The organism is Prevotella sp. KH2C16 (assembly GCF_900113305.1).
Taxonomy (GTDB): Bacteria; Bacteroidota; Bacteroidia; order Bacteroidales; family Bacteroidaceae; genus Prevotella.
Map to the genome: position 1 here is coordinate 1 of NZ_FOOW01000006.1, position 12,842 is coordinate 12,842.

10 protein-coding genes, 2 tRNA genes, 1 other RNA gene, 2 pseudogenes and 1 riboswitch are annotated in these 12,842 nt (G+C 52.4%); of the genes and pseudogenes, 6 read left to right on the forward strand and 9 right to left on the reverse strand.

The annotated features are described in order from the left end of the window. Positions 1 to 30 precede the first annotated feature (30 nt). Positions 31 to 426, forward strand: a complete 396-nt coding sequence (locus tag BM114_RS05670) for a glycoside hydrolase family protein (protein WP_092111570.1) — start codon at positions 31 to 33, stop codon at positions 424 to 426. Between the two features lie 503 nt (positions 427 to 929). On the opposite strand, the gene BM114_RS05675 is transcribed toward BM114_RS05670, so the two are convergent. From BM114_RS05675 to istA, 3 genes are all read right to left on the reverse strand, one after another. Beyond that, complete coding sequence (locus tag BM114_RS05675; RefSeq protein WP_092111308.1) at positions 930 to 1,148, reverse strand: hypothetical protein; 219 nt, start codon at positions 1,146 to 1,148, stop codon at positions 930 to 932. A gap of 179 nt (positions 1,149 to 1,327) precedes the next feature. Beyond that, a complete protein-coding gene (gene istB, locus BM114_RS05680) occupies positions 1,328 to 2,068 on the reverse strand; it encodes an IS21-like element helper ATPase IstB (RefSeq protein WP_092111310.1) in 741 nt (246 codons plus the stop codon). A gap of 21 nt (positions 2,069 to 2,089) precedes the next feature. Next, on the reverse strand, positions 2,090 to 3,622 hold the full coding sequence (gene istA / locus BM114_RS05685) for an IS21 family transposase (protein ID WP_177207058.1): 1,533 nt from the start codon (positions 3,620 to 3,622) through the stop codon (positions 2,090 to 2,092). Between the two features lie 111 nt (positions 3,623 to 3,733). Between istA and BM114_RS14325 the strand changes: the two genes are divergently transcribed. Both BM114_RS14325 and BM114_RS05690 read left to right on the forward strand, forming a co-directional pair. Then, positions 3,734 to 3,898: a hypothetical protein gene (locus tag BM114_RS14325; RefSeq protein ID WP_177207059.1), complete on the forward strand. Its 165-nt coding sequence runs from the start codon at positions 3,734 to 3,736 to the stop codon at positions 3,896 to 3,898. Positions 3,899 to 4,467: 569 nt separating this feature from the next. After that, positions 4,468 to 5,910 carry a potassium/proton antiporter gene (locus tag BM114_RS05690; protein WP_092111572.1) on the forward strand — a complete coding sequence of 481 codons (1,443 nt, stop codon included), beginning with the start codon at positions 4,468 to 4,470 and terminating at the stop codon, positions 5,908 to 5,910. 134 nt (positions 5,911 to 6,044) lie between these two features. On the opposite strand, the gene BM114_RS14100 is transcribed toward BM114_RS05690, so the two are convergent. After that, positions 6,045 to 6,233 (reverse strand): hypothetical protein, encoded by a 189-nt coding sequence (locus tag BM114_RS14100; RefSeq protein WP_143089261.1) that lies wholly within the window; start codon positions 6,231 to 6,233, stop codon positions 6,045 to 6,047. Between the two features lie 50 nt (positions 6,234 to 6,283). Beyond that, positions 6,284 to 6,379: riboswitch (TPP riboswitch) on the forward strand. 29 nt (positions 6,380 to 6,408) lie between these two features. On the opposite strand from BM114_RS14100, the pseudogene BM114_RS05695 reads away from it, so the two are divergent. Further along, a pseudogene (locus BM114_RS05695) lies at positions 6,409 to 6,885 on the forward strand (TonB-dependent receptor plug domain-containing protein); the annotation flags it as partial. 96 nt (positions 6,886 to 6,981) lie between these two features. Here BM114_RS05695 and BM114_RS05700 read toward each other — a convergent pair. The 3 genes and pseudogenes from BM114_RS05700 to BM114_RS05710 all read right to left on the reverse strand — a co-directional run bounded on the left by BM114_RS05700 (position 6,982) and on the right by BM114_RS05710 (position 9,108). Further along, a pseudogene (locus BM114_RS05700) lies at positions 6,982 to 7,448 on the reverse strand (DUF1896 domain-containing protein). A 36-nt stretch (positions 7,449 to 7,484) separates the two neighbouring features. Continuing rightward, entirely contained in the window at positions 7,485 to 8,711 is a 1,227-nt protein-coding gene (locus BM114_RS05705) for a site-specific integrase (RefSeq protein ID WP_092111316.1), read from the reverse strand. Positions 8,712 to 9,023: 312 nt separating this feature from the next. After that, positions 9,024 to 9,108 (reverse strand) — tRNA-Ser (locus BM114_RS05710). A 222-nt stretch (positions 9,109 to 9,330) separates the two neighbouring features. Between BM114_RS05710 and BM114_RS05715 the strand changes: the two genes are divergently transcribed. Further along, positions 9,331 to 11,910, forward strand: coding sequence for an endonuclease MutS2 (locus BM114_RS05715; RefSeq protein ID WP_092111318.1), 2,580 nt, complete (start codon positions 9,331 to 9,333; stop codon positions 11,908 to 11,910). Positions 11,911 to 11,962: 52 nt separating this feature from the next. Here BM114_RS05715 and BM114_RS05720 read toward each other — a convergent pair. Both BM114_RS05720 and ffs read right to left on the reverse strand, forming a co-directional pair. Next, positions 11,963 to 12,036, reverse strand: a tRNA-Thr gene (locus BM114_RS05720). A gap of 1 nt (position 12,037) precedes the next feature. Next, an RNA gene (gene ffs / locus BM114_RS05725) (signal recognition particle sRNA small type) lies at positions 12,038 to 12,136 on the reverse strand. 150 nt (positions 12,137 to 12,286) lie between these two features. Between ffs and BM114_RS05730 the strand changes: the two genes are divergently transcribed. Then, complete coding sequence (locus BM114_RS05730) at positions 12,287 to 12,826, forward strand: DUF4199 domain-containing protein (protein WP_255406440.1); 540 nt, start codon at positions 12,287 to 12,289, stop codon at positions 12,824 to 12,826. Positions 12,827 to 12,842: the final 16 nt, after the last annotated feature.

A 12,842-nucleotide genomic window follows, 5' to 3' on the forward strand; every position in this document is an offset into this window, starting at 1 on the left:
AAGACTTTCCATAATAAAGTTGTATTCATAATGGCCGTCGTGAAATACTTTGAGGGACTGCATGGCTGGAAGGATTATCCATACGTCGGATATGGTCATCAGTTGCAGCCGGGTGAGCACTTCACGGCAAACATGACGGAACGGCAGGCGGACTCGCTGCTCCGTGCCGACCTTTGGAAATGCTTTGAACACTTCAAGGGATATGGCAAGGACGCCCTGCTGCTGACCTTGCTTGCCTACAATGTGGGCGTGGGACGACTGCTCGGCTATGACAGGCACCCCAAGAGCCGACTGCTGCAAAAAATAGAGGCTGGGGATAGGAACTTTTATCGGGAGTATGTTTCATTCTGCCGATACAAGGGAAAAGTTTTACGTGGATTGGTCAAGCGGAGGCAAATAGAATTTGCCTTATTTTTTATACACTAATTATAAAAAGAGGCAGCGCAAAAGCCGCACTGCCTGTTCATGAATTTTAGTCTTCAATGTGTAATAAAGGGTAGCATTTTTAAGAAAAAAGCTAATGCTTCTGGCTAAAGGAAGCATAATGTGAGAAATCCCACTATTACAATCATCTTTAAAAATGTTGTTCCGCTCATCTCAAAGCCTATGGAACATTTCGAGGTGCTTTTAAAGTCGCCATCTTTACCTCTCTCAAGATGGGTTGACTATTTGAAAATTAAATTCATAATAGCAAAGATAAGAATTTTATCTCAATATACAATAAAATTCTCTATTTTAAAGTATAAAATCAGGAATAGGCTAACTTTATGAGTAAAATGAAAACATCATCAACGTGACACTACGTATTTGATTTCCTGCGACTTTCTTTTGCTTCTTTGCTTTGGTCGCCTGCTTGTTCAAAGGCAAAGAAAAGAAGCCACGCAAATTTTCGGTTTGCGTGGCTCGTGGTCTTATTCAAGATGCTGTTTCTACACTTTCGCTATTCTGTCTATCCGTTCATTGGGGTGTCTGTCAAATGCCCAATTTATCTCATCATCGGGCAGGGTGCTGTGAATGCTTCCACCCATGACCAGCCCACAATCTTGCAGGACTTTCTGCCGTGCTTCCTCCTTGCTCTCTGCGACCACATCGAATACGCCATCGAAAACATATTGCGTATATACCAAAAACCTCTGTTTCTTCTTCATATGGAAAATCCACTCGAAACTGGCCCGGTTGACCTACGCAAAGTGGTCCACTCAAGTTACTGCACATCTGATATGTTAAAATGTTCCTCATTCTTCCTTTGAGCTGTTCTTTTTTCCTACGCCATTGTCAGTAATTGTTTTTTGCAAATATAAACATTATTTTTGATGTGGCAAGCGTTTTAATTCTTTTTTACTTGCATTTTCCGTAGAGATTCTCCTTCAAGTTCTATCCTGATGGCCTGATGCACGATTCTGTCCATGAGAGCGTCTGCTACGGTCTTGTCGGCAATGGCGTCGTACCATCCCCGTACGGGTATCTGTGAGGCGATGATGGTTGACTTTCTTTCATGCCTGTCCTCGATGATGTCCATGAGATGGTTCCTGGCCTGTGTGTCGAAGGGCTGTAGTGCGAAGTCATCGAGTATGAGCAGCTCCGTGCGCTCTATTTTCTTGAGTTCCTGCAGGATGGTTCCCTTAGTCCTGGCCATCCTGAGCTGTGCCATGAGCCTTGCCATGTTGGCATAGAGCACCTTGTGGCCTTTCTGGCAGGCCCTGTATCCCAGGGCCGTGGCCAGATAGCTTTTCCCCGTTCCCGTACTTCCGGTGATGAACACGTTCCGTCCCTCTGCCATGAAGCCCAGTTCCGCCAGGCGCTGTACGAGATTGCGGTCAATCCCCCTCGGGGTGCCGTAGTCAATGTGCTCCACCGAGGCCTGATAGCGGAAGCCTGCCTGCCGGATGAGCCTCTCTATGGTACGGTTGCACCTGTCGTCCCACTCGCTGGTGACGAGCCAGGAGACGAACTCGTCGGTTGTCATCCTGTCGGTGGTGAAGTTCTCCTGTGAGGCCCTGGAGGCCGCGTGCATGCCCAGCAGGCGCATCTGCAGCATCCTGCCCAGTGTTTCCCTGTTCATTTCCATTGCTTTGTTCCTTTAAGTTTGTCAGTTATAATAATCCTTTCCCCTTATGTTTCCGTGCCTTGGCGTTGATTCCGGCATCGTCCCGTCCTCGGGGGCCGAGGTGCGGTCCTGTCCGGTTCTTAATATATGCTCCACTGCCGCGTAGTTGTAGGCCTGCAGCTGCATGGCCAGCCTGCAGGCGGCCACGAGGCGTTCTTTCCCGGCCTTCTGTCCAAGGGAGAGGATGCCCCTGCAGGCATTGCAGGCCTGCTGCGGTACTTTCTTGCCCGTGACGACCATCCTGAGATACTGCTGAACTGCCGGGTGGATGTCCCCGGCCTGGCGTATATACGGCGTGGGGTCGTCCTCCATGGCCATGCGCTGTCCCGGGGGCAGGTGCTCCGCGGCGGTGGTATATCCAAAACCCTCCGCGCTTCTGGGATGGTGCGCGATAAGCCGGTAATGGATGTACACGTCCACATCGGAAGAGTTGTAGAATACGCTCACTTTCCTGCCCGCATAGCTGTAAGGGACACTGTAAAAATGGCCGTGCAGGCGTATGTGCCCGTTGCGCTGCACGGTGAGCATGCACCGGTTGTGGAGCTCGAAGGGGCGTTCGGGAAGCGGACAGAGCGCCGGGCGCTCAATGTCCTCGAACTGTTCCCTGCGGCTGTACGGCCTGCCCGTGAGCGGTGTGTTGTTGTGAGCTTCCAGGCCCTTCCTGATGGCTGCGTTGAGCAGTTCCACGGAGACCGCGTCCTCATCGGAAATCATGGGATAGATGCGCTGGTAGGTCAGCCTGACGGCATCCTCCACGAGCGCCTTGTCCCTGGGCCGGCGCACCCTTGCCGGAACGACCGCGCAGCCGTAATGCTCGGCAAAGGCCTCGAAGTCGTCGTTGATCACGGCCTCATAGCGGCCGGGCTTCTTCACGGCGGACTTGAGATTGTCGGGAACGATGATTCTCGGAGCGCCGCCGAAGAACTCCAGCGCATGCCGGCATGCCGCAATGAGGTGTTCCTTGTCCTGGCTCATGACCGCCTCAACGTAGGTCAGCTGGCTGCAGGGCAGGATGGCCACGAATACCTCCACGGCAGTCCGCTTCCCCGTTATGGGGTCGGTCAGGCAGAGCCTGTCGCCGGCAAAGTCTATGAACATGCGCTCGCCGGCCCTGTGCTCTATGTGCATGACGGTCTTGCCCTGCTCCATGTAGGCCAGCAGGAAGGAGTTGAAACGGCTTTTGGAGTAACCTGCGGGATGCTCCCTGCGGTACTCCTCGAAGAGACGTTTCTTGGTCATCCCACGCTTCCTCAGCCGGCGGGCATACGAAGGAAGCAGAGCCATGAGTTCCCTGGCCGACGGACTCTCAGGGCGGCCGGAGTTGGGATTGACCTGAAAGAGTTCATACAGCGTGGCGTCGTCCTTGGAAAGGAGTTCCCCAAGGGACAGACCCAGCCGGTGGTAGATACGGAGGTACTTCCTCACCGTCGTACGGGAGAGACCGAGCATCACGGCGATGCTGCGGGTACCATGGGCGCTGCCGCCCAATCTTAATACTTGACGAAGTTTGTTCATCTTGATGGCATTGTTAGGCATAGGCATCTGCAATTAGTCCTCTTTAGAATAATTAACAGATAAAGATAGCCATTCTCGGGCAATCAGAGGAACATTTAACAAAGAAAATGGGTGGGCCATTTTCAGCAGGTCAGGTGGACCACTTTCGGCAGGTCAGGTGGGCCACTTTCAAATTGGCCGGGTGGACCACTTTGGATGGGTTTCTCCACCGGCGACTATGTGCTCACCTTCGACCTTGCCAACTACACCATAGAGGCGAAATATACGGGCAACTAAACGCAAGGCGGCATGGCGCGGCGGCAGTATAGTCAATGCCTGCCCAAGGCACTACAAGCACTAACCGCCCACACTGCCGGACTACGACAACAATGAATAAGGTGAGAGCAATTCATACGAAGCTCTCACCTTATTGTCTTTACAGGCAAAGGGAATTGACCCACACAATGCATAATGCTCATTCCCAAGTCCTTAAGAACACAAATCTCACATTCCGCGGCATCCTTCCGCCGTGGCACGACGGCCCGTCGACGGGTTCGTCTCACCCGTGGCATTTCACGCACGCCATAAAACCGCAGGAATGAGGCTGTCATTTCGGCGATTTCATCCCTTAATTTCGGCGGTTTCATAACCAGCCTCGGTTTTGCCTCCCTCAAGCAGGCATCGGCGACAGGGAATCACCCCTTTGGCACCAGACGCAAGCCCCGGCACCATGACAACACGCCACGGGGCAGAAAATCATGCAAGCAAAGGGCCGATAAACTTTTGCCGTTTGCTTTTTTTTGATTATCTTTGTGGTCAGTAAGCAGAAACAACGATTCATACATATTTCCACATCGCGGCATCCCATGACACTATCAACCGAAAACATATTCCTGCTGGGTTCGATTCTCGTATTGGTAAGCATACTCATCAGCAAGACGGGCTATCGCTTCGGCATCCCCACGCTGCTGCTGTTTTTGTTCACGGGAATGATTTTCGGCAGCGACGGCGTCGGCATCGAGTTCGACAGCCTGCATAACGCCCAGAATATCGGCATGCTCTCGTTGAGCGTAATCCTCTTTACCGGCGGCATGGACACCAGGATAAAGGACATCAGGCCCGTGCTCGGGCAGGGTCTGCTGCTGTCGACGCTCGGCGTAGTGCTCACCACCCTGCTCACCGGACTGTTCATATTCTTCATAACGAGCCGCTTCGGGCTGTGCGTGGAACTGTCGCTGATAGTCTCGCTCCTGCTCGCCGCCACGATGTCGTCGACCGATTCCGCCTCGGTGTTCAGCCTGCTCCGTTCGCAGGGAATAGGCCTCAAGCACCACCTGCGACCCATACTCGAGCTCGAGAGCGGCAGCAACGACCCGATGGCTTACATGCTCACGCTCGCCCTGGTGGGCGTGGCGGTAAACATCGGACACGTGTCGGCATCCGGCATCCTCGCCCAGCTCGCACTTCAATTCATGGTCGGAGGCGTGGTCGGATGGCTCATGGGAATGGGAGGCTCGATGCTCATAAACCGCATAAACCTGCCGAACACGTCGCTCTATCCGGTGCTCCTGCTGAGCATCGTGGTCATGACCTACCCCATCACTGACCTGCTTCACGGCAACGGATACCTCGCCGTTTACATAGCGGGCCTGGTGGTCGGCAACCGCAAACTGTCTTACAGGCGCGAGATGACAACCTTCATGGACGGGCTGACGTGGCTGCTTCAGGTGGTGATGTTCCTCACGCTGGGACTGCTTGTCAACCCCAACGAGATGATAGACATCATTCCTCTGGCCGTGGCAATAGGCTTGTTCATGATGTTCGTGGCCCGCCCCGTCACAGTGTGGCTCTGCCTTCTTCCCTACAGGGGGATGCCACGCAATGCAAAGCACTTCCTTTCGTGGGTCGGCCTGCGCGGAGCAGTGCCGATAATCTTCGCCACCTACCCTATGCTGGCCGGACTGGAGAACTCACATATCCTGTTCAATATCGTTTTCTTCATCACCCTAATGTCGCTTTCGCTGCAGGGCACCACCATCTCATGGCTTGCCCGCAGGCTACATCTCGACTGCGAAGAGGAGAAGCCGAGCGAGTTCGGGATAGAGATTCCCGAAGAAATAGGCTCGCGGCTCTGCGAGAGGAAGGTCACGCCGGAGATGCTCACCGCGGGAAACACCATCAGCGAGATGAATTTCGGACAAGGCACTCTGATAATGCTCGTCAAGCGCGGCGACAGCTATATCGTGCCCAACGGCCAGCTCGAACTGCATCCCGACGACGTGCTGCTGTCGATATCACTTAAGGAATAGCGCCACGCCGATAAGCAGGCGCCGCCATGCCATTTCAAGATAGGCATAAACAAACGGCAATCGTATATGGAAACCAGCATCCCCCTCCGGGGCGCACACCTTAATGATATGATTCACTGAACACCAAGCGGACATCAACGCGCGCGCTGATTGCATTCGCCGGCCGGGCAGATGCGCAGGCATTGCTTCGATGGCGTGCCGGCCGGCGGAGGAAAGACGAGCGCTTCGGATGCACCGGAAACGGTGGCCGAGGTGTTGCGCGCGATGACAAAAGGCAATTGAGACAGCTCAAGAAAGAACAATAAGAGCAGGAAATACGTCATTGTCTTGGTTATTTCAGTATTTTGCCGTAACTTTACAGCCGAAAGGCAAACGGCCTTTTAAGGGGTGCTCGAGTGCTCGGGCTGAGATCAGACCCTTTGACCTGATCCGGGTAATGCCGGCGTAGGGATTGAAGAGAACCCCTTATTGTATTATGTTCTAATATAAATAAGGTAAATGAACAAAATTCTTTTTTCGGCCATTGCGGCGCTCTTTGCAGGCACGGCGACGGCTCAGACAATGGATTCGCTGCGGGTCGAAGAGCTCGGCGAGGTTGTGGTGAGGGGCGTGAAGGCGCACAAGGACGCGCCGTTCGCCGTGGCAAACATCGACAGGAAACGGATTTCCGAATTCTCGACGACCGCGAGGGAGCTGCCGTTCCTGTTCGCCCAGACACCGGGCGTGGTGGCCTGGAGCGAGAACGGACTGGGAATCGGCACGACGTACATGCGCATACGCGGCGCCGGAGACTCGAGAATCAACGTCACCATCGACGGCGTGCAGCTCAACTCGCCCAAGGACCAGAGCGTGTTCTGGGCGAACATGAATTCATACTCCGCGCTGCTGGGCGGAGTGCAGATACAGCGCGGCGTGGGAACGTCGACCAACGGCGACGGAGCTTTCGACGGAAACATAGCGCTGACAAGATGCGCAGACTACACAAAGACAAGTGTTTGCAGAACTCTTGGCGTGTGGAGTGGAGCGTGTATCTTGGCTCTTGACACTACAAAAGCTCCCGATAGTGTTACTTCAAGTTATGTTCTCACCGTCTATCGTTGGCAGAGCATTGACCTCGATGAGCAGAACGATTGTCCCTGTCAGCTCGGTGTATAGTTTCTCATACTCCGGACTTGCGTCGAAGTCGTCCGTCAGTTCGTACTTGTCGAAAACGCTTTGCACAGCCTTGTTCTTCAGAAGTAGCGGGGAAAGCCTTTCGGGAGCGGGGAGGGCAGTTCCTTCTCAAACTCATTCTCCAGCACGGAAACAAGCGTGTCGTACTTGGAAAAACGCAGCCCTCGGTACAGCACCTCGCTTGCCATTGCCTCCGCTCCGGGATGTGAGAAGCCTTGCGCCACTGCATCGCAGTAAGTGGTAAGGGCTTCATCGGCTCTTGCCGTTATGAACGGCTTGTCATTCTGCATTTCGGGGAAATGCTCACTGAGGTAGTTCTCCAACTTCAGACGGAAGTAGGACAGTTCTTTCTTTGTTGTTTCCATTGTTAATTTTTATTTTTAGAGCTATACATTATTATATTATCGGATGCCCATCGCCTTGTTGAACTTGCCGAGTTTGTCAGCGAGCTGCTCCATGTCATGCTCAATCTTTTTATTCGTAATTCGGGCATATATTTGTGTGGTCTTGATGTTGGTATGCCCCAGCATCTTCGACACGCTTTCCATCGGAACGCCCTTGCTCAGTGACATTGTGGCGAATGTATGTCTTGCAAGGTGGAAGGTCAGATTCTTCTTGATGCCACAAATATCGGCAATTTCTTTCAAATATGCGTTGGTTTTTTGATTCGTTAATATGGGAAAGAGTTTGCCGTCCCGATAGGTCTTGTGGCTGTACTTGGCGATGATAGCCTTGGGAATATCCAGCAAGAGTACATTTGTTTCAACATTCGTCTTTTGCCGCTTGGTCATAATCCACTGCTTGTCATCGAGCGTAACGATGTTGTCAGGCGTGAGATTGGACACGTCGATATATGCCAGTCCCGTGAAACAGGAGAAGATGAAAATATCCCTTACCAATTCCAATCGTCCTATGCTCAAATCCTTGTTGGCAATCTTCATGATTTCCTCGTCCGTGAGAAAGCCGCGATTGACAGGCTCCAAGTGAAAACGATGATTGAGGAACGGGTCGTGAAGAAGATAGCCTCGCTTTTGTGCATAGATGGTTACGGTCTTGAGTGTCTTCATTTTCTTGACCGAAGTATTGTAAGCGCAACCTGCCACAGTACCCAGATATAACTCAAAGTCTTGTACCACGGATGGCGTGAACTCTGTAAGTCCTATATCCTTCCTTCCATACTTATGGATAAGAAATTCTGAGAAATGTCTTCTCAAAACGCTGTACTTTTGTAAGCTGTCTTTGCTGATTGTGTGTCCGACACGCTGCTTGATGTCTTCGTTGAACCTGTCGAATACTGGGAGAAAAGTTGTGTACTCTCTGCCCTTCCCCACAAAAAACGAGCGGATTTTATCCAATGACAGAGATTCGTCATCCTCTAATTTGTGATAGATGTTATTCAGTGTAACAGAAATAGAGTCCAATGCGGCATTGGCGGACAAGGCTTCAGTCGTCCTACCTTTGATCCGGCTCGTAGCATTGTTCCACATTGTCTTGTCCACGAAGATTTTCGTAGATCCGAAATTAGCCATCTCTCCGTTAAGGAATACTCGGAGCATTACAGGCGACTTTCCTTCTTTGTTCTCATAGTTTGAGCGTAGGTAGAAGGACACCTTGAAGTTTTTTCTCATAATGCATCTTTCTTTTGTGTAGCACTCGGCTGCAAAGTTAATACTTAATATGTTAAAAAAGAAAGAGTTGATGGCGTCAATATGGTATTCAGAATCCCGTCACTGCTACATTTTTTGCTACTGTAATTTTTGTGTAGCAATAAGTGTAGCAGAAATTGACCGAAAGATGACCGTCAAAACATAGGGTTATGCCGTCAGGCAATGGAGGTATATACAAAGAAAAATCGTTGTAAAACCTTGATTTTACAACGATTAGCTAATTTTTGAAGGCTTATTTGAAGACCCTTATGAAGTCCTTTTAAAACCTCTTAGCGGAAAGGGAGGGATTCGAACCCCCGGTACCTCTCGGTACGACGGTTTTCAAGACCGTTGTAATCGACCACTCTACCACCTTTCCTTGCGATTCCAAGAATCGGCTTTGGTCGAAAAGCGAGTGCAAAGGTATGGATTTTATGCGAGAAAGCAGAAATGGAAAGAGAAAATCACCATACGATTAACTATTATTAACAAACCTTGCTGGCGGACATTATCTTAAAAGGAGTAATTTTGCAATACCGTGCGAAGTGCCTTCCGCTGTAAGGAGTGGCATCGGCAACCATCACACGCAAGAGACAAGACGATGATATATCCAAAGAACTTTGAACAGAAGATAGGATTCAGCGAGATTCGCGAACTGCTCAACGCCCGCTGCCTGACGGCATTGGGCAAGGCATGCGTCGCCCGGATAACCTTCTCCACCGACGCAGAGCTCATCAACAGCCAGATGGAGCAGACGCGCGAGTTGCGCCGCATACGGCAGGGAGAGGACGGTCTGCCCCTCGGAGCCTTCTTCGACATCCGTGAAAGCATGAAGCGGCTGCGAGTGACGGGCACCTACCTCGAGGAAGAAGAGCTCTTTGATCTTCAGCGAACGCTCCAGACAATACATGCTTTGGTAAAGTTTCTGAAGAGCGGCGAAGAGGCGGCCGACGGCCGGACGGTCTACGACTATCCTGCCCTGGCCGAACTCACCGACGGCGTCATCCCCATGCCTACCGTCATCCAGCGCATCATGCAGGTGCTGGACAAGTTCGGGCATATACGCGACAACGCTTCGCCCGAACTGGCCGACATCCGCAGGGAACTGGCCCGGACGCAGAATTCCATATCGGGCATCCTGAACAACATCCTTCTCTCGGCGCAGAAAGACGGGCTGGTAGACAAGGATGTGGCACCCACCCTGCGCGACGGACGCCTGGTACTGCCCGTGGCCCCGGGCCTGAAGCGCAAGATACGGGGCATCGTGCACGATGAGAGCGCCAGCGGTCGCACGGTCTACATAGAGCCGGCGGAAGTCGTAGAAGCCAACAACCGCATTCGCGAACTCAAGAGCGACGAGCGACATGAGGTGGTGCGAATCCTGCGTGAGGTGGCCGATTTCGTCCGTCCGCACAGCGAGGAAATCCTCTTCTCGCTTGAATTCCTTGCACAGGTAGACTTCCTTCAGGCCAAGGCCGACCTCGCCGAGAGCATGCGGGCGATGGAGCCGGAGGTGGAAGACCACCCTCACATCGACTGGATTCGCGCCGAACACCCGCTCCTGAAGCGGACACTTGAAAAGCACGGGGACAAACCGCTCGTGCCTCTCGACATCCTGCTGACGGCCGAGAAGCACATTCTCATCATCTCGGGACCCAACGCCGGCGGAAAGTCGGTATGCCTGAAGACCGTGGGACTGCTGCAATACATGCTCCAATGCGGCCTGAGCATCCCTGTAGGAGACCGCTCGAAAACCGGTGTCTTCGAGGACATTATGATAGACATAGGCGATGAGCAGAGTCTGGAGAACGACCTCTCCACCTACTCCTCGCATCTGCTCAACATGAAAAACATGATGAAGCAGGCCGGCAAGGAGACCCTCATCCTCATCGACGAGTTCGGAACGGGAACGGAGCCCGCCATCGGAGGTGCCATCGCCGAAGCCGTGCTCGACCGTCTGATGCGCGATGGAGCCTGGGGTGTGATAACCACCCATTACCAGAACCTGAAGCATTTTGCCGACAATCACGAAGGTGTGGCCAACGGGGCGATGCTCTACGACCGGGGCGAGATGCGCCCGCTCTTCCAGCTGGCGATAGGAAGACCGGGAAGTTCGTTCGCCATCGAGATTGCCCGCAAGATCGGCTTGCCGGAAGAGGTCATCCATGAAGCCTCCGAAATCGTGGGCGCCGACTATATACAAAGCGACAAATACCTGCAGGATATCGTGCGCGACAAACGCTATTGGGAGAACAAACGCCAGAACATCCACCAGCGGGAAAAGGACTTGGAGCAGCGCATCGCGCACTATGAGACCGACATCACTAACATCAATCAGGAACGGAAGGAGATCCTGCGCAAGGCAAAACAGCAAGCCGAGGAACTCCTCAGCGAGACCAACCGCAAGATAGAGAACACCATCCGGGAAATCCGGGAAAACCAAGCACACAAGGAAGAGACGCGCCGCATCCGTGAGGAGCTGGAGCAATTCAAGCAGGATGTCGCAGAAATCGACACCCGGGAAAACGATGACAAGATTGCCCGCAAGATAGCCCAGATACAGCAGCGCAAGGAAAGAAAGGCCCAGCGCAAGGCTGAAAAGGCCGAACGCGAGGAGAAGGCAGCGGAAAGCCTCCGACGCACAGCGCGAAAAGCTGCGGAAGCAGACAGTTCCGCACCCTTGAAAGAAGGCGATTCCGTTCGCATAAAAGGCACGAAGTCGGTCGGTACCCTCGAGAGTATGGATGGCAAGATGGGCACCGCCATCTTCGGAGGAATGAAAACCCGCCTCCGACTTGACAGGCTGGAACGCGCGGAAGGGTCTTCAGCCCAGGAATCGGAAGCCCCATCCAAGACCAAGGCCGACGAGCTCAAGGAAAGCCTGCAGGCCTTCCACATCTCCCACATAACACAGAATACCATCGACGACCATCGCAGAAATTTCCGTCAGGACTTGGATATCAGGGGCATGAGGGGCGACGAAGCCCTGAACGCCGTACAGTATTTCATCGACGACGCCATCCTGGCAGGCATGCCGAGGGTGAGGATTCTCCACGGCAAGGGCAATGGCATCCTCCGCCAGCTCATACGCCAGTATCTGGCAACGGTGCCCAATGTAACGCACTTTGCCGACGAGCATGTACAGTTCGGGGGAGCGGGAATCACCGTGGTAGATATGTAAGGGAGAAACAGAAAGGAAGCCCGGCCTCAACCGAGCTTCCTTTCTTCAGGTGAGCCTCTTGTCGGATTCGAACCAACGACCCCGAGATTACAAATCACGTGCTCTGGCCAACTGAGCTAAAGAGGCGGGTGGGCAAGCGATTCTTATCGCGCCGCTACAACCTTCTGCCCTTGCTATGTTCCCATCCTGGGGGATTCAAAGGGAGCTGGCCGTAAGAGACTTGCCCGTTTTGCGCATGCAAAGATAGACATTTTAAACGAAAAACGAAAAGTGATAAATGAAAAACAGCCCCCCTTTAACTTATTTTATAAAATAACTAAAATTTCAAAAGATTATACCTTTAGTATTAGATAAAATGCGTATTTTTGCATCTGATATGACTTTTGCAGAAGCATTGACACAGATAAGGGCCTTTGCCCGTCAGGATGGATTTATCCTGGCACTCGCATGGATAGGGAGTTTTGCCTCTGTCCTCTATGTCCCGCAGTCAGTAATAGGGTCTCTTCTCGCCATGGCGACGCCCTTCATCGTGATATGGAGGCTGGTCAGATTCCGCAACGACGCACTGGATGGAATCATCTCTTTCCGCCGCGGACTTGTCTATTCATGGTTCACCTTCTTTTATGCAAGCCTGCTTTTCTGTCTTGCCCAGTATGTCTACTTCCGCTTTTTGGACAAGGGACTGTTCAATTCCATACTTATTAACGCTACCCAAGTCATGTCGGAGGTCTACCAGACACAGGGAATCGACGCGAAGGATTTCACGGATGCCGTCAGCGTATTCACGAGCATGAAGCCCATCCAGCTGTCGTTCGTCTTCATGATGCAGAATATATTCATGGGCACCATCATGTCTCTACCCATCGCGGCACTATGTATGCGGCGCGGACCCTACAAAAGAAACTACAGAAAATGAAACAAAATGGAGATAA